18 protein-coding genes are annotated in these 23,127 nt (G+C 42.1%); 6 read left to right on the top strand and 12 right to left on the bottom strand.

All coding sequences use genetic code 11. The annotated features are described in order from the left end of the window. Positions 1-172: 172 nt before the first annotated feature. Complete coding sequence (locus tag DABAL43B_RS11535) at positions 173-1,630, top strand: anion permease (RefSeq protein ID WP_079692517.1); 1,458 nt, start codon at positions 173-175, stop codon at positions 1,628-1,630. A 54-nt stretch (positions 1,631-1,684) separates the two neighbouring features. Here DABAL43B_RS11535 and DABAL43B_RS11530 read toward each other — a convergent pair whose 3' ends face one another. The 4 genes from DABAL43B_RS11530 to DABAL43B_RS11515 all read right to left on the bottom strand — a co-directional run bounded on the left by DABAL43B_RS11530 (position 1,685) and on the right by DABAL43B_RS11515 (position 6,290). Further along, positions 1,685-2,800, bottom strand: coding sequence for a regulatory protein RecX (locus DABAL43B_RS11530; RefSeq protein WP_079692515.1), 1,116 nt, complete (start codon positions 2,798-2,800; stop codon positions 1,685-1,687). Positions 2,801-2,840: 40 nt separating this feature from the next. Then, positions 2,841-3,899: a recombinase RecA gene (gene recA / locus DABAL43B_RS11525; protein ID WP_079692513.1), complete on the bottom strand. Its 1,059-nt coding sequence runs from the start codon at positions 3,897-3,899 to the stop codon at positions 2,841-2,843. A 1,038-nt stretch (positions 3,900-4,937) separates the two neighbouring features. Next, the gene (trmB, locus tag DABAL43B_RS11520) at positions 4,938-5,666 is read right to left on the bottom strand and encodes a tRNA (guanosine(46)-N7)-methyltransferase TrmB (RefSeq protein WP_264753856.1); all 729 of its coding nucleotides are present in this window, start codon (positions 5,664-5,666) and stop codon (positions 4,938-4,940) included. Between the two features lie 189 nt (positions 5,667-5,855). After that, a complete protein-coding gene (locus tag DABAL43B_RS11515; RefSeq protein WP_079692509.1) occupies positions 5,856-6,290 on the bottom strand; it encodes a hypothetical protein in 435 nt (144 codons plus the stop codon). A gap of 196 nt (positions 6,291-6,486) precedes the next feature. Here DABAL43B_RS11515 and DABAL43B_RS11510 point away from each other — a divergent pair, with 196 nt between their 5' ends. After that, complete coding sequence (locus DABAL43B_RS11510) at positions 6,487-7,416, top strand: DUF2628 domain-containing protein (protein ID WP_079692506.1); 930 nt, start codon at positions 6,487-6,489, stop codon at positions 7,414-7,416. Positions 7,417-7,429: 13 nt separating this feature from the next. Here the strand turns inward: DABAL43B_RS11510 and DABAL43B_RS11505 are convergent, their stop codons facing one another. Both DABAL43B_RS11505 and DABAL43B_RS11500 read right to left on the bottom strand, forming a co-directional pair. Next, on the bottom strand, positions 7,430-9,316 hold the full coding sequence (locus DABAL43B_RS11505) for a monovalent cation:proton antiporter-2 (CPA2) family protein (RefSeq protein WP_079692505.1): 1,887 nt from the start codon (positions 9,314-9,316) through the stop codon (positions 7,430-7,432). 77 nt (positions 9,317-9,393) lie between these two features. Next, positions 9,394-10,098, bottom strand: coding sequence for a hypothetical protein (locus DABAL43B_RS11500; protein WP_079692504.1), 705 nt, complete (start codon positions 10,096-10,098; stop codon positions 9,394-9,396). Between the two features lie 239 nt (positions 10,099-10,337). Between DABAL43B_RS11500 and DABAL43B_RS11495 the strand changes: the two genes are divergently transcribed. Beyond that, positions 10,338-10,652, top strand: coding sequence for a hypothetical protein (locus DABAL43B_RS11495; protein WP_227516683.1), 315 nt, complete (start codon positions 10,338-10,340; stop codon positions 10,650-10,652). A gap of 172 nt (positions 10,653-10,824) precedes the next feature. On the opposite strand, the gene DABAL43B_RS11490 is transcribed toward DABAL43B_RS11495, so the two are convergent. The 6 genes from DABAL43B_RS11490 to gmk form a co-directional block, all read right to left on the bottom strand. After that, the gene (locus DABAL43B_RS11490) at positions 10,825-11,994 is read right to left on the bottom strand and encodes a cation diffusion facilitator family transporter (protein WP_079692502.1); all 1,170 of its coding nucleotides are present in this window, start codon (positions 11,992-11,994) and stop codon (positions 10,825-10,827) included. 242 nt (positions 11,995-12,236) lie between these two features. Continuing rightward, positions 12,237-14,546, bottom strand: a complete 2,310-nt coding sequence (locus DABAL43B_RS11485) for a primosomal protein N' (RefSeq protein ID WP_413771817.1) — start codon at positions 14,544-14,546, stop codon at positions 12,237-12,239. A gap of 135 nt (positions 14,547-14,681) precedes the next feature. Next, the gene (locus tag DABAL43B_RS11480) at positions 14,682-15,062 is read right to left on the bottom strand and encodes a RidA family protein (RefSeq protein ID WP_079692499.1); all 381 of its coding nucleotides are present in this window, start codon (positions 15,060-15,062) and stop codon (positions 14,682-14,684) included. 166 nt (positions 15,063-15,228) lie between these two features. Then, positions 15,229-17,418, bottom strand: a complete 2,190-nt coding sequence (locus DABAL43B_RS11475; RefSeq protein WP_079692498.1) for a RelA/SpoT family protein — start codon at positions 17,416-17,418, stop codon at positions 15,229-15,231. A 385-nt stretch (positions 17,419-17,803) separates the two neighbouring features. Next, a complete protein-coding gene (gene rpoZ / locus DABAL43B_RS11470) occupies positions 17,804-18,064 on the bottom strand; it encodes a DNA-directed RNA polymerase subunit omega (protein WP_079692496.1) in 261 nt (86 codons plus the stop codon). A gap of 174 nt (positions 18,065-18,238) precedes the next feature. Next, positions 18,239-18,865, bottom strand: coding sequence for a guanylate kinase (gmk, locus tag DABAL43B_RS11465; protein ID WP_079692495.1), 627 nt, complete (start codon positions 18,863-18,865; stop codon positions 18,239-18,241). A 379-nt stretch (positions 18,866-19,244) separates the two neighbouring features. On the opposite strand from gmk, the gene ispH reads away from it, so the two are divergent. The 3 genes from ispH to DABAL43B_RS11450 all read left to right on the top strand — a co-directional run bounded on the left by ispH (position 19,245) and on the right by DABAL43B_RS11450 (position 22,922). After that, on the top strand, positions 19,245-20,201 hold the full coding sequence (gene ispH / locus DABAL43B_RS11460) for a 4-hydroxy-3-methylbut-2-enyl diphosphate reductase (protein WP_079692494.1): 957 nt from the start codon (positions 19,245-19,247) through the stop codon (positions 20,199-20,201). Between the two features lie 61 nt (positions 20,202-20,262). After that, a complete protein-coding gene (locus tag DABAL43B_RS11455; protein ID WP_079692493.1) occupies positions 20,263-21,078 on the top strand; it encodes a thioesterase family protein in 816 nt (271 codons plus the stop codon). Between the two features lie 311 nt (positions 21,079-21,389). Further along, on the top strand, positions 21,390-22,922 hold the full coding sequence (locus tag DABAL43B_RS11450) for a catalase (RefSeq protein WP_079692492.1): 1,533 nt from the start codon (positions 21,390-21,392) through the stop codon (positions 22,920-22,922). Positions 22,923-23,127 lie beyond the last annotated feature (205 nt).

Below are 23,127 nucleotides of genomic sequence, written 5' to 3'. Positions count from 1 at the left end.
GGATAATAGATATGTTAAAAATAGTGACAAGGCCACCAAGTAGATTTAAAAACTTTATGATAACTGTATAATTAATTTAATATTACTTCATAGCATCTGTTGACTTGAAGATGTTTTGCTTTAAAGATAGTTTTATCTGAGGGTACAAACATTTTATAAGGATATATTACTTATGCCATTTAAGCCTATACCTGCTGCGCTTGCGATTTTAGTCAGCCTTATCATCTGGTTTGTCATTCCTGTGCCTAATGGGGTCACACCTGCAGCATGGCATATGTTGGCATTATTTATCGGCACTATTGTCGCCATCATCGGTAAAGTCTTGCCTATTGGCGCGATTGCCATTATTGCCGTCACCTTGGTGGCGCTTACTGGTGTGACCAACGAGAGTCCAAAAGAAGCGATTGCTGATGCGTTATCAAGCTATTCGAGCCCTCTGATTTGGCTTATTGGTGTTGCAGTGATGATATCGCGGGGATTAATAAAAACGGGTTTAGGTCGGCGTATCGCTTATTATTTTATCTCTATCTTTGGTAAAAAAACCATCGGGGTCGCGTATTCTTTGACTGCGGCGGAGCTGATGATCGCACCGATTACACCCTCTAATACGGCTCGTGGCGGTGGTATTATTCATCCTATCATGAAGTCGATTGCGCAAAGCTTTCATTCTACGCCAGAAGAAGGCACACAGAAAAAAATTGGTCGTTATTTAGCCATGGTTAATTATCATGCCAATCCAATCACGTCCGGTATGTTTATTACCGCTACTGCACCGAACCCATTAGTGGTAGATCTGGTCAACAAAGCTACTGGTAGTGAGATTCAGCTGTCATGGACGACGTGGGCAGTCGCGATGTTTATACCAGGGATGCTCTGTTTATTATTAATGCCATTGGTTATTTATTTAATATATCCACCGGATGTCAAAGTAACTCCCGATGCGAAAAAATTTGCCAAAGATAATTTAACAGAAATGGGTCAGGTGAGCACGCAAGAAAAAATCATGTTAGGCGTCTTTGCGCTGATGCTGATACTGTGGGCAAATATTCCTGCTCTAATCTTTGGTGAGCAATTAAGTGTTGATGCGACCACCACCGCTTTTATAGGATTGACGACGTTAATACTGACTGGCGTACTAACTTGGGACGATGTGCTTAAAGAAAAATCTGCATGGGATACCATTATTTGGTTTGGCGCCCTTATTATGATGGCCTCTTACCTTAATAAATTGGGTTTAATCAGCTGGTTTTCAAGTAATATCGAATCAATGATTGGAACGCTAGGAGTAGGCTGGGTCGGCGCTGTAGTTATTTTGACCTTAGTTTATCTGTATATTCATTACTTTTTTGCTAGTACTACCGCTCATATCACTGCGCTATTTGCCGCTTTCTATGCAGTAGGATTGACTTTAGGGGCACCTCCGATGTTATATGCGCTGATTTTGGCAGCAGCAGGCAATATCATGATGACGCTCACTCATTATGCAACAGGTACCGCACCAGTTATCTTTAACTCAGGCTATGTGACGTTAGGAGAGTGGTGGAGTATTGGAGCCATCATGAGTGTGGTAAACCTTGTAGTATGGATAGGTGCAGGGTTACTTTGGTGGAAGCTGCTTGGTTATTATTAAGTTTATATTAAGTTGTTATTATGTTTTTATTAATGACGAGCTATCAAATTAACATTAAAAACGCTCATCTAAATTATCTAACGTATAGTTGAGCGCTTGAAAACAAATATCAGTATTAAAGCCACGATATTGTAAAAAACGTAGCTGTTTTGCTTTGTTTTTTTGTTCAGTGGGTATGTCATCACCATATTTTTTGGTGCGGGCAGTAACCGCTAGTTTCAGCCAGTCTACGCCTTCGACCAAATTATCAGCGCTGTCATCTATAAATTCGCTGAACTCTTCGGATTCTGTATTAGCCATATCAATGAGCTCATCGATATTGTCTGGCATGGCAATTTTTTTACGATAGAATTCCTGCTTAATATGTCCGCGCCCACGCCCTTTACGAATGCTTTCACGGATAAGCATGAGGGTCGTACGGTAATCGCTTTGATAGCCTTTGTCTTCAAACTCATCGAGTAATATGTCTATTTTATCTGGGTCTTGTTCTTTATCCAGCAACTTTTGCTTTAATTCAGCTTTACCATACTCGCGCCGTGACAAATAATAAAAAGCCAACCAACGTAAGCGGCTTTCTGCTTTGATGGCATCGACTTCCGCTTGCCGTTGCTCAGGCGTGCGCAAATAAGCTTTAAGTGCAGAAGGTAAGTTATCTATTTGACTATCTGCTTTACTGTCATTAGGAGCCGTTAAATCAGATAAACATTCTGAACTTTCTAAATGTTGCCCAACGCTAGCCTTATGATGAGAGTCGATATCGTCGCTATCACTATGAACGTTGTGTTTAACTTCTGCCAACATCTCTTTAATGCTTTGCGCTTCTGGTGGCTGATAAACAGGCACATCATTAGGTTCAGCTGTAAAGTTAGCAGCTGGATGGAAGTTTTTTTTGCGTTTTTTATTCTTAAATGGTTTTTTTATAGGAGAGGATAGCGCGTCAATCGATTCTATATTAAAGTTAGAGTCGTGATTTATTGAGTCGTTATTTACTGAGTCGTTAGCTGATGAAGGCTCTTTACTTGGATAGGCAGAGTGTTTGCCAGTTTTACTGGGCTTGTTAGGCGTATCTTTATAGGAGTGTTTAGACGGTTTTTTGGGTCTAGTGTTAGTATTACTAGCTGAGTCGGCATCCGACTCAGCTAGAATTTCAGCTAAAGTTTTAATTTCCATAATAAATCATAGTTACTTATGACAGTTAATCATTAGACCGTTATTGTACAGGTTCAGAGGCCAGTTCTTCATTAGCTTCAATAAGATCTTCTGCCTTGCTGTCACTTTTTACACCAAGCTTTTCAGCACGAATCTTAGCTTCAATCTCTTCAGCAATAACAGGGTTTTCTTTTAAGAACAGTACTGAGTTGGCTTTACCTTGACCGATTTTTTCATCGCCATAGCTGTACCACGAGCCTGCTTTTCCAACCGCACCAATCTCAACACCCAAATCAATGACTTCCGCTAAGTGATTGGTACCTTCGCCATAAGTAATCTCAAACTCAGCTTGGCGAAATGGTGGTGCCATTTTGTTTTTAATGACTTTGACACGGGTTTGGTTACCAATGATTTCATCGCCATTTTTGACCGCACCGATACGACGAATGTCCATACGTACTGAAGCATAGAATTTGAGCGCATTACCACCGGTTGTGGTTTCTGGGCTACCAAACATAACACCGATTTTCATACGAATTTGGTTAATAAACACTACCATACAGTTTGAGCGTTTGGCATTACCGGTGATTTTACGTAGGGCTTGGCTCATAAGACGTGCTTGCAAACCCATATGTGAATCGCCCATCTCGCCCTCAATCTCTGCACGCGGCGTCAAAGCTGCTACTGAGTCAATAACGATCATGTCGATTGCACCTGAACGTACCAACATATCGGTAATCTCAAGCGCTTGCTCGCCATTATCAGGCTGTGAGAGTAGTAATTCATCAGTATTCACACCAAGCTTGCGTGCATATACTGGATCTAAGGCGTGCTCAGCATCGATGAAGGCACAAACACCACCTTGTTTTTGGCACTCTGCAATCGCCTGCAAAGTCATAGTCGTTTTACCTGAGCTTTCAGGGCCGTAAATCTCAACGATACGACCTTTTGGCAAACCGCCAATACCAAGTGCAATATCTAAACCTAATGAGCCAGTCGATACCACATCGACATCAAGTGCTGCTGAGTCATCACCCAAATGCATAATGGTATTTTTACCAAACTGCTTTTCGATTTGAGCTAATGCAGCTTTAAGGGCTTTGGCTTTATTTTCGTCCATGCAGGACTCCTTATTATTAATCATTAATTCGGAACAGTAAGTATTATTGCTATCAAAAACTGCTTGCTCAATATCACTAATCATGACTTTAATCTTAAGTAACAGATATTTTTGAACAAGGTTGGGGGAGATTATAATGTTAGGTTTTAGACAGTGATATCGAATATATCACTCTACTATACAGTAAAATTAAGTGATGACAAAAGTAAAAAAAAGTTCATAAATAATGATAAATATAATAGTTATTGACACATTTATCATTTAATTATCAGTACATACTTCTTTATACTATTCTTGTTTAGATGAGGCAATTATAACAAAATCCAAGTCAAATGATTAGAGCAATAAAACGCTAAGCGACAGGTAGTGTCGTATAGTATAAGGATGAAGTCTGCATAAAATATGCTCTGTTTTAGCTTAGTATTTAAACTTGATAACAAGGCTGTTTGTCAATAGGTTTATGAGTTGTCCACAATAAATAAAGCGACTTTATTTATGGTGTGTGAAACATCTGAGCAGATAAAATTAATATTAAAAATATTAAAAATAAATTATTTTATTTTTAAATCGAACATAAGATGTTGATATTTAATGAATTTTATATTGTACAAAAAATGAACGATTTTACCTTATCCTTTAAGCTGCCTAGGGAAATCCTTGTCAAGTAGCGACTTATACACAGGGTTATCCACAGCTTATGGGGAGAACTCATGAAGCCCTTATACTATCAATGTTTGCGCAGATAAGGAATATCATCCAGTCTGCCATTATTAGGGATTTCTGTTTTTGCAAATTTAAATTTATCAATAATTTGCTTTGTAATCGCTATGTTTCACGTCAGGGTAGGCGGCTTATTTTTTTATGAAAGTATTTTATATTTTTAAAGTAGATAGCAGAGCAGGTTAGATTTTATACCTACCTCTATAAAATAGGCGCTTGAATAATGATAGCCATAAAAAAGCGGCTAAGGCACTTATCAATAACTATAAGTATCTTAGCCGCTATATGGGGAGCTGCTAGGGTAAAGGCTTATCGGTATCAGTCCTTGAGATAGATTAAATCCCATACGCCATGACCACGCTCTAAACCACGGCGCTCGAATTTGGTCATCGGACGAAAGTCAGGACGGTCAGTGAAGTTGCCAACGCCAGCTTGATTGGTTAAGCCTGTAAAACCATCTAAAACTTCTACCATCCAAAAAGCATAATGCTCCCAGTCGGTGGCGGTATGGAACCAGCCACCTTGCTTTAAACTGCGAGTCACGATTGCCATGCGCTCAGGGCTGACGAAACGACGTTTGTAGTGACGCTTTTTTTGCCATGGGTCAGGGAAATACAGCTGGATGCGATCGATATGATTTTCTGGTAACTGCTTTAGCAATTGAATGGCATCGCCGTTGATGATTTTGACATTGGTTAAGCCTTGGGTGCCTGCCATATAAGCGCATTTGCCTATACCTGGCTCATGGACTTCGACACCCACAAAATTACGGTTAGGCTCTGCTACTGCCATCTCAATGAACGAATCACCGAGCCCAAAACCAATCTCTACAGTAAGTGGGGCGTCTCTACCATTAGGGCTATCGGTGAATAGCACACGCAAATCATCGATGCCATCAAGATTGCCATCGCCAAAACTGTTATTAACCAAATAATGGGCAAACTCTGGCGCAGTCAATGCCAGCTCGGCGTTTTTATTCATGTGCGTGCGGCGTTTCATAAACGTATTAACGATACGTAGATGTTTGTCATTCTCTGAAACGGCCATGGTATCGGAAGGAGTGGCAGTACTAGGCTCAGCTACTTGGTTTATATCGTTTGGACTATTGGTATTAGAAGGTTGGCTCATAATATTACTAAGACTTTATAAAGTTGCGAATATGAGCGTATTATAAGTTAAATCTGAGCAAGTGTGAACGTTGAATCATGAGGCATCTTCTAATTTCCTAAAGTCACCCTAAATCTCAACGCATAGTTTTAAACCTGTGCTAATGATATCGTCGATAGGAATTTTAACACCACTAGAGAGCGAATTTGTTTTAGGTTTTTCGGTATCTGCAGGAAAATCGAGCCAGACAGCATGTTCTGGGCGTAATAGTTTCATTTGAGTTTTATCGGGGTCTACGTTTGAATCAGTATTAAGAATATAACCTTCTCCAGTAGGTGTTGTCATAGAAACGATTGATTTATTATTGATGTCATCACACCTTATGACCACACTTTCGACAGCGAATGGCCACTGTCCTACAAAACTATTTTTATCAAAAACTAGCTCATTGGTATAAGGGTCAGAGATTGAGCTGATATTAGCCATAATGACTGTTAAAGCGATACCGATTAGTGCGGTAATAGCGAGGATTGATATTATTATATTACGTTTGAGTTTAAACATAAGAGAGTCACTGATCGTTTAATGATAAGAGTCTAGATACTCTATGATTGGCTTTTGCATAAGTTTATACTAAAGAAATACTATAAATATGGAATTATAATGAAAAATACAAAGGTGAGATTTGACATGATGGTTCACTATGGTGCGAGTGTTTTACTATAATCATCAATACGCTTTTTATTGAGAGCCTACTGCTATGTTATTTATCGAAACGGATACACCGCCTCCTTTTTATCAAGAACAACTAACCCCTACCAGACGTAGGCAATTAGACAAATGGTTTATCAGTAACCGTAGCCAGCGCTATTATTTAAAACGCTTTGAGCAATTTGATAAACAAGGCTATCTCTCACCAAAATGGCATTGGGCAGCGTTTTTTGTGACCTTTCCTTGGCTGCTCTACCGTAAGCGCTATATGGATGCGATTGTCTATAGTGTGGCAGGATGGTCATTTATCCAGCTCAATGTTGCTTTGGTATTGGTTACGGTGGAATTTTTGGCCATGCCTTATATCGCTGATGCTTATCAGATGACGATACGAGCAGCCATCGCTGCAATCATTTGGCTATTTTGGTCGTTTATGGTCGCACGCTGGACGGACGCTTATTATTATCGTATGGCCCGTCGTGAGATTGCCGATGCTATTGACGACTATCCGCAAGATGAGCGCTTGCAACAAGCGCATTTGCGCCGAGAGGGTGGGGTTAGTTTATTTGGATTAGGGCTGGGCTTTGGATTTTTTGCATTTGCCTTAATGGTGATTAAGGTGCAGTTTTTGCCTATTATCGCCAAGCCAAAAGCAAATGAAGTATTGTTTGATGCCTATGATAGCGCTAAAACAGCACAAAATCGCGTGGCGCTGATATATCAGCAAACCGGACAATGCCCGATCAATCTGCCTATCAATACTGGCACTCAGCAAGTACGTATTGATATTGATACCAAGGCGGCGGGGGTAGCAGAAACCGACTGTGCCGTTATTGCGACGATTCAGAATGTTAAGTTCCCTATACGCTATCTAAATGATCATAATTTGGTTTTTTATCATGTACTAGGCGGTGATAATTGGGAATGTATAAGTTCACTGAATAAAAAGCAAGCACCTGAAAATTGTAGCGCTGATTAGCGTTTTATAAAGCTTAGTTTTTAGAATCAGTCGCGATATGGTCTTTATCATCGATTGGTACTGCTTGGCTTTTGAGCGCCTCATAAAAATCGCTCAAATCCATTTTACGGGCTTTATCAATGTCTTCATCAAATAGGCTTTCTAGCTCTGCCATCGCTGATTGGGTCGATTCAATCATACTGGCTTCATCGTCATAGATAGCTTGTTGGCGTTCAATCAAATCATCATCATAGTCGCGGAAAGTTTGTACCGTTTCGCGTGCTTTTTCTGGTGAAATACCAAGCAGCTGTAGCGACTCACGTGACATATCTAAAGAGGTTAAATAAGTCTCACGCCAAATATGACGAACGCCAACCTCGCGTAGACGATAGTAGTGCTGGCGATCACGCGCTCGCGCTAAGACAACCAAATCTGGATAGTTTTTACGCAGGTATTGAGCAGTGGTGATAGAGCGTTCTAAATCATCGATGGCAAGAATAAATACACGTGCTTTTTTGATACCAGCCGCCCGTAGTATCTCAGGGTTTTTTGGATCGCCATAGTAGACTTGATTACCAAATTTACGGACGAAATCGACTCGATTGGCAGAGCGTTCAATCGCTGTAAACTCAATATTGTGCATGCGCAATACACGACCGATAATCTGACCAACTCGCCCAAAACCAGCGATAATCACCTGATGCTCGTGGTCTGGAATCGTATCGTATTCACGGCTTGGTTTACTTTTTGCAAATAACGGCTCACCTATTTTTTCTAATAATAAGAATGCCAAGGGCGTGAGTGCCATAGAGATGGTCACGACAAGGTTCAGTGTATTGGCAAGCTCAGGTCGTAAGACGTTTTGTGCCGTCGCCACGCTAAACAACACAAAGGCAAATTCACCGCCTTGAGCGAGAGTGACACCTAGCCGAATACTGGTCGGCCAGCGATTGCCTGATATTTTTGCAATCGCTGTAATGACACTGAATTTAATAAACATCAGCCCCATCGCGCAGCCAATAATGAAGATGGGCTTGGCCAAGATGAGTTTGACATCGGTCAACATACCGACCGACATAAAGAACAGCCCTAATAACAGGCCTTTAAAAGGCTCGATACTGGCCTCTAGCTCGTGGCGATACTCAGAATCTGCCAGCAATACCCCCGTCAAAAATGCGCCTAATGCCATCGATAGACCAATCTGACCCATCAAAATAGACACGCCCATCACGATGAATAGTGCTACAGCTGTTAATAACTCTGACGCGCCACTTGATGCCACAAATTTAAAAAACGGTCGAACGACATAACGACTGGCAAAAATGAGTCCGGCAAAAACAGCGAATACTTTGCCAAAATAAATCAAATCATAGCTTTGTTCGCGCACGCCTGATAAAAATGGAATAACGGCTAATAAGGGTATAACAGCAATATCTTGGAATAATAAAATCGTAAAGGCTTCACGACCATGAGTGCTCGAAAGCTGCTGTTTTTCAGTCAATATCTGTAGCACAAAAGCAGTAGATGAGAGGGCTAGTCCAAAGCCGATGATAAATGCGGTATCGAGTGGTAAGGCGAAGAACTGATGTGAAAGCCACATTAATAACGTGCCAGTCAAACCAACTTGCAGACCACCCAACACAAATATAGAACGGCGTAGCGCCCATAATCGTGATGGCTGCAGCTCAAGCCCAATGATGAACAACAGCATCACCACGCCAAACTCAGAAAAATGCAACAGGCTCTCAGCGTCGCCTGCCACGTCTAAGACACTTGGACCCAATATCAGTCCTGTGATGAGATACCCTAAGACTGTCGCAATACCGAAGCGCTTACCAAGTGGTACAAAGAGCAGCGCTGCTCCCAAGAAAATGGTAGCTTGTAACATCAAGTTTGGTGAGCCGGCGGCGGCAGCGAACATCTGGACTCCTTAGCAAGAACGATAAAATAAGCAGTAAAGCAAGATTACGATAATAATAAAAACGATTTTAGTATAGTTTATTTTTTACGATAAATCTTCCATACGCCATTATCTGCCAGCGGATTACTATAAGCATCGTTACGGCGCTTACGTGGTGTCTGGCGACTGTCTACGATTTTAAAATCGGGTAGGGCGTGAACGATGAGGCCCGTTCGATAAAAACGTACCCGTTCAGGCTCTAGCATCTCGCCCTTATTATCACGGCAAAATACATAAGCGCGTAAGTCAATAAACTCACGGTGGGCGACTAAACGCGCTTCCTCATCATTATCAAACGCTACTGTCATACGCTCAATGTCATCAGCACTATAATCACCGCATTTATCGGTGAGCGCACCGACCGAGCCGAAGCTTTTGGATTCCTTAGCTCGGGTCTTGGTCAAATGGAGCCTTTGAACATGATAGATAAACTGTGGTATTTCAAGGCTGGCGGGCAACGGTAGATAGTCAGGTGCTAAATTGGCAGCGGGGTAAAACGCCATCGCACGTTCAAGTAGATTGTGCCAACGTTGCTGGTATGCTTGGACTTCTGCTAAATTACCTTCATAAATAGGCATATCACGAACTTGACGTAAAATATCAGGCGGGAACTGTTCATCTCGAAAGCTCGCAATATCTTCTTGCAGCGTTGATAGCAAAACTTTGGCGTGTTTTTTGCCATCTTTTGAAATAGGATCGTCGATATAATCGGGGGCGACAAAAGGCGCTGAACGTCTAGACATGGCAGAAGGTCATCCATTAGTTACAAATTGGGCGGTACAGTTTTAAGTATACAGAATTTATATTAAAGATATGACCGCGAGTCTAAATTTCCCATCATTTTTAACATGCTATTACAATGCTAGAAATCAGCAGAATATAAGCTTATTTGAAATAAACATGCTTTATCTATTCATAACTGCTTATTTTTAAGCGACCATGTAATACTAAATATAAAGAATAACGCAAGGATAGAGACTAATTGTCGATAAATAATCACTCACCAAATACGTCCAATCATCATAAGTGGCGCGCTTTATTAAAAGGTATTGGCAATATAATATTAAGAATTGTCTGTGCAGGAATAGCAGTTACCGTTGGGCTTTGGTTAGTAATGGCATCAAACATGGGACCCGCTTATTTACCGCATATCATGGACGGCGCATTGGATTTTTGGATTCGAATAACACTGTTAGTGGCAGGGCTAGCTATTTGGATAGTGACAGCAGTATGGTTAATTTGGCTCATACTGCGTTATTTGTATAGTCAGTTCAAAACAAAAGAGAAGCGCTTATAATAACGCGCTATTGGTTATAAATTATTTTTGCTTGCTGTTCGCAGGTGTGACAGAGGCTGCAAAAGATTTATAGCCAATAGCACTGTATCGTTTTTAAAGTGCATTCATCCTATGATTCGATTAGATGTCGCTACTGATTGATGACACCTATTTTATTTATAACATGCTGTTTTTAATGGTTGTGACCAATATGGCTATTGCCCTCAACAGCTTGCTCTGAGATATTACAGACGAGGGCATCGCTATGTGTCTTGGTTTGCGGATGTGATGAGCTTTCAACCTGAATAGTGGCATGATGGATGTCGAGCTCAAGTAAGCTTTGTTCTAGATTGCCAATCAATATACTGGATTCACGAATGCTCATTTCACCATCGACGACCACATGACAAGATAAGGCATTTAGACCACTGGTAATACTCCAAACGTGTAGGTCATGTACTTTTTGCACCTGCGGATGGGCAACCAGTTTTTCTTCAACATTCACTAGGGATATGCCTTCTGGTGTGCCTTCCATTAAGATATGTACGGAATCACGCACGACACGGTAACCACTAAACAAAATTAGTATGGCAACAATTACTGACGCTGCCGCATCTGCCCACACCCAGCCAAAGCTCATCATCAATAGCGCAGCGATAATGGCAGCAACTGAACCCATTAAATCACTCAATACATGCAAATAAGCACTTTGCATATTGAGGTTAACAGGTGCTTTAGAGTCCGAAGTTGTGGAGTCATTTGAATCATGACTGTGTCCATGTCCATCGCCACTACGGCTACCTCGGTGCATAAGCCATGCAACCAAAATATTGACCAGCATACCGATAGTGGCGACGATCAGCATACCTTGAGTAGCAATTTCAGGCGGTGAATTAAAGCGTTTAATGGCCTCATAAAAAATCATTAGGGCAATAATGACAAGCGTAGCACCATTGACCGACGCGACTAAAATCTCAAAACGTTTATAGCCAAAGGTCTTTTGATGAGTGGCTGCTTTTTCCCCAATTTTGAATGCCATTAAGGTTGCGCCAAGTGCTATCGCATCACTTAACATGTGACCGGCATCGGACAATAGCGCTAAACTGCCAGTAAGCCAGCCACCGATTGCCTCAACAAACATATAGCCAGTAATAATAACAAAACTAAATAATAACGTGCGCTGATAGCCCTTCGTATCTCGCGGTGCGACTGTTTGCTCTAGATGTTCATCATGATCGTGATTGTCTTGATTATCATCAGTGTAATTACTTTCCTCACTTTCCTGAACGTGTTCATGCGTATCAGCCGAAATACTCTGATGAGAATGACCATTTTTTTCAGGTTCTGGACGGTTTGGATTCATAACAACACTCAATTTTGCTGACAGTGGGTTTAATGATCAAGATTTGCTCTATACAGAGTAGCGGTAGATTTTGGATTATAATAACCAAGTTACTATTATGAATTTACCATAGTCCAATATTAGAAGCTGTAATAACGAAGTAAAAATAATAGCGGCATCGTTCATTTGAAATAAAAAAATATACTATAAAAGTGTTTTTCTAATATCAATTTATGATACTGATAATAATTTGCAATTTTTAACTACCAGCCCACAGGATCGATGTCTAAAGTAAGCTTAAGATATTTCGCGCTTGGCAGAGCGAGTACAGGTTGCCACCACTGGCTCAATATATGGTGTAATTGTCGTCGATCTTTGGCTAAAAGCAACAGCTGCGAATGATAGCGGCTGTTCTTTTTACTCATCGGTGCATCGATAGGACCCAGTACAGCCAGATTATGCGCGTTTGGTAAATTGGCAATTGCATCTTTGAGCGCTTGCGTGGTGGCAGCAATGGTTTTACCTTCACAGCGTATCAGCGCGGCATGACTATGAGGAGGTAACCCCATCATCTTACGCTCTTGTAGCAATTCGCGAGCAAATGACAAGTATCCACCTTTCACCAATTTCAATAATAATTCATTGTCTGGTTGCAGCGTTTGAATCAATACACGTCCTGCTTTATCACCGCGTCCTGCACGCCCTGCTACTTGAATCATCAATTGCGCGGTATGCTCTGGCGAGCGAAAGTCTGCGGATAAAAAGCCGCGATCGGCATTAGGTAAGCAAACGAGCGTGACATTGGGAAAATGATGACCTTTGGCAACCATTTGCGTACCGACCAATATGGCAGGTTTACCTTCATTGATACGCTGATAAATATTTTCCCAGCTGTCTTTACGCCTTGTAGTATCGCGATCGATTTGAATAATGGGATAAAGCGCTTTACTGGTTTGCGGATTAGCAAAGATAGCGTGCAGATTTTCGCTTAGCCTTGTTGTGCCCATTCCTTTGGCATCTAGATTTTGGCTCGCGCAATCAGGGCATACAGTTGGAATATAAGCTTGCCAGTCGCAATGGTGGCATTTTAAATAAGAGTTGCTAGAGTAATGGCTACGCTGAGCTTGGCTATTATAATGAACGGTTAAATGCGCATCACAACGCGGACAATCTGCCTGCCAACCACAAGCCTCGCATAATAAAACAGGGGCATAGCCGCGACGGTTTAAGAATATCAATACCTGATCACCAGCCTCTAGCGTTTGCCGTATTGCACCGATTAACGCATCCGTCAGTCCGGTATCATAGCGTGCGCCATCATCTTGCGTTTGTTGGTGGGTACTTTGCAGGCGTGCATCGATGAGCTGCATGGGCGCAGGTTTAGCATTGCCAGGACGAGTCAGCAATAGGCATTCCACCAGCTTGGCTTCATCGACCAATTTTAGATGCTCAAGAGAAGGGGTAGCAGTACCAAGGACGACGGGAATTTTGGCTTGCAGTCCACGATATAGGGCGACGTCAGCGGCATGATAACGCAGTGTATCCTGCTGCTTATAAGAGCCATCATGCGCCTCATCAACGACGATGAGCCCTAAATCTGCGAACGGATATAGTACGGCTGAGCGCGTACCGATGATGATTTGTGCATGACCAGTGCGGCAATCTTGCCATCCTTGTAAGCGATGAGTGTTATTCATACCTGAATGTAGCAAGACGATATGCGCAGCAAAGCGACTGGCAAAACGCGCGCGCGTCTGCGGTGTTAACCCAATCTCAGGCACTAAAATAAGTACTTGCTTGCCAGCTTCTAATACTGCTTGCATGGCTTGTAGATAGACCTCAGTCTTGCCACTACCAGTAATACCATTTAATAAAAAGCCTGTGTAGCGTTTGGCTTCATGCGCAGCAACAATCGCAGCAACGGCAAGCTGTTGCTCATCATTGAGATCAAGCGGCATTTTTGCCAATTTGACAGGAGTGGCTGCTTGTTTTGGTTCAATATAGCGCTCAATGAGTTCTTTTTCTTCCAGTGTTTTTAAAAAGGCTCGCTCCATACCTTCTAGTAACAGTGTGTCCTCACTCGCGCCGTGCTCACCATGTAGCTTTAGCATATCAAATTGCTGCTTTTGCTTTTTTGCATTGGCACGAAAATCGTCATCAGTGATATGTGGCAAAATGCGCCAGTGGGTAATGAGCAAATCTAGCGGTTTACCTTGACGAACCAAAGTAGGCAAGATGACTGCCAAGACCTCACCAAGGGGGTAATGATAATAACGTGCCAGCCAATAGGCGAGCTTGAACATGCTGTCATCTAAAATAGCTTCAGCATCTAAGCATTTATTAATAGGTTTAAGCTTCTTGATGGGTACGCTGCTATCAGTTTGAGCAATATGAGCAACTACAATACCGATTAAGGTTTGACGACCAAATGACACTTCAACACGACTGCCAATTTGCGGTATTTGTGTTGAGCTATTGTTTGGCGAAGCATTTGGCAAAGTACTTATATCTGCCGGTAGGCTATAGTCAAACACCCGATAAAGGGGCACGGGTAGAGCAACTTGTACCAACATAAAAAGGCTTCGCAGTTTGATTGGGTTAATGTGAAATGAAAATAAAGAGGGAGAGACGAATAAGCTTAGCATGAGGCTAAGCTTATGATGGTTCAATATAAAATACTATTATTTAAGCAAGATTGAATATCAGACTTATTCAATATATAAAATAGACTCAATTTCGACCACGCCACCTTTAGGTAATGCCGCTACTTGGACGGCTGCACGGGCTGGATAGGGTTCGGTCAAATTGGCCATGAATACTTCATTTAATGCCGCAAAATCATTTAAATCGGTTAACGATACATTAAATTTGACCACGTCATTTAAGCTGCCACCAGCTGCTTCACAGATAGCTTTGATGTTTTCAAATACTTGCTTCGCTTGCGCATCAAAACCTTCTTTTAGCTCCATGGTTTTAGGATCAAAACCTAACTGACCTGAAATATAAACAGTATTGCCAACTTTTACCGCTTGCGAGTAAGTACCAACGGCTGCAGGTGCTTTATCAGTTTGGATGGTTTGACGGGTCATAATCTATCCTTATCATATTTTTGGGTGTTTAATGTACTAAAGCTACTTGCCAAGATATTGATAGAAGCGTTTAGCACGATTGAAATTTTCTAAAGTTCGAAATGATATATGCTTTAAGAGGCGACTTAAAAGACATAGGTTTTAACAGTTATTTTTATAAAGGTATTTATAGCTGATATAAGCGCATGATATTTGGGAAACCAAGTAACGAGCGTAGTTCGCGAATACCTTGGGCTAAGTGATTGCGACTACGAACCACAATATGGATGATGGTATCGCTGCTACGCACGTCGACTTTTTCAACGCCTATATTTAACTGCCGCAGATGATAAATAACTTTACTGATTTGCTCATCACTCAGCGCCACAGACAGTCTTAAGTAAGCGGGAAAACGAATTTTGTTACCGTGATCTTCTGAATCACTTTGTTTTATGGCTTTATCATTGCGCCAGCGCAGTTGGATAACTTGATAGGGATTGTCTTTACGAATCTCGTCAAGCGAGAAGCACTTATGCCGATGTACGACCAGACCATGACGGGATAAATGGCCAACGATAGGATCGCCATAAATAGGGTGACAACAATTGGCAAAATCAAGCTCAACGCCTGAGGCATTAACGATCAGCTGCTGTGGTTGTGTCATATCATCGATACGTTCTTGCGATTGTATATCGCTAACTTCATCGCTAAATAAACGCGTTACCACCAGTTGCGGCAATAGCGTACCAGAGCTTATCTGCTCAAATAGCGCCTCTTTTTCTGTCAGTCCGCGCCATTCCGTTAGATTCTTCCAATCACTATCGGTTAAGTCATCCAAGCTTTTTTGATAGGTTTTTAGCGCGCGATCTAATGCTTGCATGCCATGATGTTGCTTATCAGCAGCAGATAAATCTTTGAACCAGCGCAAAATCTCTTCACGAGCTTTATTAGTTACTACAAAGCCAAGCCATTCAGCTTTTGGTTCAGAGTGACTGTTTACTTCGATTTCAACCAACTGTCCATTTTTGACGACGGTACCAAGCTTAGCAGGTTTGTTATCGATATTAGCACCAACGGCGACATTACCAATCATAGGTCCAACCGCATAGGCAAAATCTAGCGCGGTTGCCCCTTGCGGTAACTCATAAGCGCGCCCTTGCGGACTATAACAAATGATTTTGCTGGAGTGCAGATAGTCCATCAGTTCGTTAATGGTAGAAACCGCAGCAGCAAAATCAGGATTGCCTGCGTTTAAACAGTCTTCATCGACCAAATCTTTCATATTGCGCAATGATGCTTGAATGACTGATTGGCTAACATCAGAGGCGTGTTCAGCGCCAATGACGCCGAGCCTTGCCGCATTCTGCATTTGCTTGGTCAAAATAGTGACTTTAACAAAATCATTATCACGCTCATAGATAAGGGTAAGCGATTGATTACCACCAGGTAAGGGTCTACGGATATTATCTTCAATATGCCTGTCATCTATCTGGTATTTTTTAATCAGATAATAAGCCAACTTATCACATGCTTCGATATTATCTAGCACAATCTCAAAAGCATAATGGCGTAGCAAGGCATTAATCTCACCGCGATTTCGGAAAAACTGCCGATAGATAACCACGCGATTGTCCAAAACCTTAACGTGTCCACCACCAAGACCTAAATTGTTTAATACAATAGTCAGATAACCATGAATGGCTTCTCTTTGAAAATTACGTCCAAGCCCGTGTTGTAGCAGCTTATCAGAGATTTTATTATACATCTCAGAATCAAGGTTGCGATAACAAAGCACTTCGATATAATCGGCAATGTCATTGAGACCCATTAGCCGTGCAAAGGGCACATAAAAATCCAGTGTTTCTTGAGCGGTGGTGCGTTGTTTTTCAGGGCGTACCGCATCAAGTGTCGACATATTATGCAAACGGTCAGCAAGCTTGATAATCAATACACGCGGGTCAGCGAGTGTGGCAGTCAGGATTTTATGAAAGGTGGCGGCTTTATTTTCTTGTTTATTATGCGTCGACGACTTTAATTTGGTTACCCCATCGACCAGTCTGGCGACCACTTTGCCATAGCGCTGTTCGATTTGTTCATCACTTACCTCAGTATCTTCGACCGTATCATGCAAAATTGCCGCAATGACTGTATCCCGATCTAAGCGAAAGCCGGCCAATATCTCTGCGACTGCAATCGGGTGGGTGATATAAGGCTCTCCCGATTTGCGCTTGTCTTTAATATGCGCAATATCACCGAACTCGCAGGCATCAATAATATCACGACGCTCAGCGGCAGTGAGATAACCTACTGAACGTACTAGATTGTATTGAGCGTCATCAACTAAAGGATGACTAAGTTTAGGCAAGGTTTGACTCATAAAGTAACGATCCTATTTTCCATTACCTGTTTGCCTGATTATTTATTGAGGTAAAGAATCTATCAAGGTAAATAATGACTGAATAAATGCTGAGCTACTATAAAAAGCAGAAAAATATATATAGATAGACCACCCTCTAATTAATCTTAAATCGTCTTCAATGTCAACCGCTAAGGGGGTAGGCACTGCAAAAATTAAGAAATTCTCACTCAATGGTATGTTTTAAGTGGTCAACGGTTACTAAAACAGTAAAGGCAGTATCATTACAACCAAAAAACCACAGCCTATGCTGTGGTCTCTATCGTCAGTCAATCTGTCTATTTATTTTATAAAGCCATTAGGCGCTTTAGGTTTTTTATCTAATAGACCTTATCTAGGCGGTTTATTAAAAACTATGATCGCCTGATAGTGCTAAATCCATTGAGCTAGTAGCAAAGTTATGCTCAGGCTGGTTGAGGATATCGCGGGTGATTTTGCCAGCAGCAATTTCGCGTAATGCCAATACTGTTGGTTTGTCATTATCGACGTCAACCAACGGCTCAGCAATACCTTTGGCTAGCTGACGGGCGCGCTTGCTTGCGACTAAAACCAGCTCAAAGCGATTATCAACATTATCCAAACAATCTTCAATTGTCACTCGTGCCATAAATAGCTACCTCGGTTGTTTTTATTAGTAACGGACCTTGCCCGCCACTCAATAAAAATAATATCAAAAATATAAAGGGTGATAGCTAGGCATTATAGCATTTTTTGCTTATACGCGTAGTTGCTTTTTATGTCTAGTTACTGAAAGAGCCCAGAATAATAGTCGGCGTGCCAATTACTCTTCTACCTTCGGATTTAGCAAGTTGGTAATGGTGCGATGATAACGCTGCTGTTGACGACTAAGGGTCTGTCTATCCGCGACGATAATGGCTTTTAGCTCAGTCAAAGCGACCTCAAAACTATCGTTGATAATGACATAATCAAAATTGACGTACTGTGCCATTTCAGTCACTGCGCCGGCAAGACGCTGCTCTATCACTTCCATAGTATCTTGCCCACGCGTCGAGAGACGTTGACGTAACGTTGAAAGACTCGGCGGCAAAATAAAAACCATCGTCGCTTCGGTAAATATCTTTTTGACTTGTAGCGCCCCTTGCCAATCAATCTCTAAGATAACATCAACGCCTGCCTCTAACTGCGTGCGTACACTTTGTTCTGAGGTACCATAGTAATTGCCAAATACTTCAGCGTGTTCTAAAAACTTATTTTCACCAATAGCCGTCACAAAGTTATCGACGTCAGTAAAATGATAATGATGACCATCAATCTCGCCCGGACGTGGCGTGCGTGTTGTGTGCGAAACGCTGACAGTCAAATCATTGGTGGTGGCCAGTAGTTGCTTTACCAGTGAAGTCTTGCCCGTACCTGAGGCGGCGGTGATAATAAATAATGAACCTGTCATACAGTCTGTCCTAGTAAAGTGTGTCCTAATAAAAGACTAAAAAGTGCCTTAGTAAACGGCTAAAGGCTGGTAAAAAGAAAAAACACCATCATGTGAAAAAACACCATCATGTATAGTGATAGAAACTATAATCATAATAATAATTGAGGCATCATTATAAACTGCTTTGTCTGCTTTTATTTTACTTAAAACGCTTCTTATCAACGCGCTATTAGCATACTGCCGCTTCCATATACAACATTGCTATTAAGACACTGCTTTTTTCAAGGGCAATAAAAGCAAATTATGCTAAAGTAGAGCATCGATTTCATCCCAATTTTTGAATGGAAGCTTTTAAATCTAAGCTTTAACTATAAATTATCTAATGATAGGCCTTCTTATGCAAATTTATCTTGCCAATCCACGTGGATTTTGTGCTGGTGTGGATCGCGCGATTGCGATTGTGAATCAAGCACTAACACGTTTTGAGCCACCCATTTATGTCCGTCATGAAGTCGTACACAATAAATTTGTGGTCTCTGACTTAGCCAATCGTGGTGCGGTCTTTGTTGAAGAGCTGCATGAAGTGCCGGATGGCTCAATCGTTATTTTTTCGGCTCATGGCGTCTCAAAAGCCGTCGAAGATGAGGCGGAGCGCCGTGATTTGACGGTGTTTGATGCCACTTGTCCCTTGGTGACCAAAGTGCATATAGAAGTTGCTAAGTTTGCCCAAGAAGGTATGGATGCGGTACTAATTGGACATGCTGGGCATCCTGAAGTAGAAGGCACTATGGGACGCTTTAACCATCGTCATGGTGGACAGATACATTTGGTCGAAAATGAAACCGACGTCGAAGCATTGACCGTACAAGATGCTGAGCGTTTGGCATTTGTCACTCAAACGACCTTATCCATGGATGACACTGCTCGCGTTATCGATGCGCTTAGAGATAAATTCCCAAGCATTCAAGGTCCTCGAAAAGACGATATTTGTTATGCTACTCAAAATCGCCAAGATGCGGTTAAAGACTTAGCCGGTCGCTGTGAAGTGGTATTGGTGGTTGGATCGCCAAACTCGTCAAACTCTAATCGTTTGCGTGAATTGGCAGAGCGTATGAATTGCAGTGCTTATCTGATTGACAATGCTACTGAAATGGATAGAAGTTGGTTCGATGGCATACAGAGTGTCGGTGTGACTGCTGGTGCTTCAGCGCCTGAAGTGCTGATTCAAGAAGTGTTACAGCAGCTGCAAGATTGGGGTGGTGATTTGCCGAGTGAATTGTCAGGTATTGAAGAAAATGTCATGTTTAGTTTGCCCAAAGCTTTGCGTATTCCGATCACCCAAGTGGGTAAGTAGTATGATTTCACGACCCATAATAAGACATAGAATATTTTAATAAACAGCCTCTAGGAAAGTCATGTCAGCTTATTACAACTTTATAAAACGCGAACAGCAAGCAGATGGCAGCAGCGTGGCGCATTACCAGCCAACCCAACATGCCCAAGGTGCTTGGAATGAGCACGAGCAGCATATGGCACCAGCAACAGGCATACTTACCGCTGAATTAAAAAGTTTTGCGCCACAAGCGCATATGCGCATCGCTCGTATTAGCCTAGATATCTTAGGGTTAATACCGCTTGATGACTTTACTATTACTACGCGTTGTATCCGTCCGGGCAAGACCATTGAGCTTATCGAGGCAGTGATGAGCAGTCGTGGCCGCGATGCTATCATTGCGCGGGCGTGGCGACTAATGACCCAAGATACCAGCGAGATTGCAGGGCTTGAGGATCAAAAATCTGTGTATAAACCTGAGGATTTGCCAGTTTGGGATGATATGAAAGGCTGGCCAGGTGGTTTTATCGAAAGCGTACGCCTAGTTGCCGAACCAGACCGTCGTCCCGGTCGCGGCATGGTATGGATAACCAATGATGTTGACATAGTAGAGGGCGAGCCCACTGATGATATGGTGCACTTATTAGGCATGGTCGATACGGCTAATGGCGTCGTGCCGCGGCTTGGACTTGGGTTGTCTACGTTAGAATGGATGTTCCCCAATACGGATTTGCAAATCCACATGCATCGCGCGCCAAAAGGTCGCTGGTTAGGCATTGAAGCCGTGCAGCAATACGGTGCTGATGGGATCGGCGTTAGCAGTGCGATACTCCATGATACTCAAGGACCCTTTGGTCGCAGTGAGCAGATTTTGACGATTCGTCCGATGCCATGCTAATGCTAAGAATTATTTAGTAGGCAGGTCTTATTGAAAGTTACCCTAGGAATCAAAGCCATTTGGATGAGTTAAAAAACAATCTAAGTAGTTCTAAAAAACAAAACTAAAGCATGTAGTTAATTAATTATACAAATCAATGGTAATCGGTTGTAATAGTACCTAACAAGGCAATATTATTGAAATTACAGGTTACTATGAACAAAAATAGTCGTTTTTCGAACAAACTTACTACTATTCTGGACATATTGATAGAGGTCTATTCAGAATAGATTTTGTACTTTAATCCATTTATGTTTCAAAGGAGTATAACTATGAGCAACGACATGAGCGATAAAAAATGTCCATATGCACCCACTCAATTAACCATGAGTAATGGCGCACCAGTTGCGGACAACCAAAATAGTCTCACGGCAGGCAAGCGTGGTCCACTATTGGCACAAGATATCTGGTTAAGTGAAAAGCTAGCTAACTTTGCCCGTGAAGTGATTCCAGAGCGCCGTATGCATGCAAAAGGCTCTGGCGCCTTTGGTACGTTTACCGTCACCCACGACATTAGCAAATATACCCGTGCCAATATCTTCAGTGAAGTTGGTAAACAGACGGAAATGTTTGCGCGCTTTAGTACGGTGGCAGGCGAGCGCGGTGCCGCTGATGCCGAACGTGATATTCGCGGATTTGCCCTAAAGTTTTATACCGAAGAGGGCAACTGGGATATGGTGGGTAATAATACACCAGTATTCTTTTTACGTGACCCACGCAAATTCCCGGATTTAAATAAAGCAGTCAAACGTGACCCGCGTACCAATATGCGCTCGGCGACCAATAACTGGGATTTTTGGACCTTGCTGCCAGAAGCTTTGCATCAGGTTACTATCGTGATGAGTGATCGTGGTCTTCCAGCTTCGTATAGAAATATGCACGGCTTTGGCTCGCATACTTATAGTTTTTGGAATACAGCCAACGAGCGTTTTTGGGTGAAATTCCATTTCCGCACTCAGCAAGGTATCAAAAACTTAACCGATGCTGAAGCAGCAGATATCGTTGGTGCGGACCGTGAAAGTCATCAAAAAGATTTGTATGATGCCATTGAAAACGGTGATTTTCCAAAGTGGAAAATGTATGTGCAAATCATGCCTGAAGCTGAGGCTGATCAAGTGCCTTACCATCCGTTTGATTTAACCAAAGTATGGCCAAAAGGTGATTACCCATTGATCGAAGTTGGTGAGTTTGAATTGAATAGAAACTCTGACAACTACTTTGTTGATGTTGAGCAAGCGGCATTTGCCCCAAGTAACTTGGTGCCAGGTATCAGCGTCTCACCAGATAAGATGCTACAAAATCGCTTGGTGAACTACGCCGATGCACAGCGTTACCGTGTCGGTGTCAATCATCAACAAATCCCTGTGAATAAGCCGCGCTGCCCAGTGATGAGTAACCATCGTGATGGTCAAGGGCGTGTCGATGACAATTATGGCAGTCGCCCGCATTATGAGCCAAATAGTTTTAGTCAGTGGCAAGAGCAGCCTGACTATGCTGAGCCACCATTAAAGATTAATGGTGATGCAGCACACTATGATTTCCGTGAAGACGATAGCGATTACTTTAGCCAACCTCGCGCATTGTTTAATCTCATGAGTGCTGAGCAGCAGCAAGTAGTTTTTGATAATACTGCTAATAATTTAGCGGGCGTACCTGACTTTATTCAGTATCGTCATATTCGTAACTGTAATTGGTGTGATGCCGCTTATGGCGTAGGCGTTGCCAAAGCATTAGGATTAAGTGTTGAAGATGCGATGGCAGCCCGTGACTCAGATCCTGCTCGTCATTTACCTAGCTGTTTATAGCTATTAAACATAGTGATTAAATACAGCTATTAAATATAGCTATTGGGTATAACTACTAGCGTTTATTTAGTAACTATTATCTAAATAAATGGCTTATACAATGACACCGCCTTAGGAAACTAGGGCGGTGTTTTTTATTGAATAAAGTTTTTGAGCTTGAAATTTTCTTCCGCGCCCCTATTAGTATAAACAGCTTAGCGGTATT

The organism is Psychrobacter sp. DAB_AL43B (assembly GCF_900168255.1).
Classification (GTDB): Bacteria; Pseudomonadota; Gammaproteobacteria; order Pseudomonadales; family Moraxellaceae; genus Psychrobacter.
Note: the sequence above shows the minus strand (reverse complement) of the source record. Positions and strands in the feature narration are given on the sequence as shown.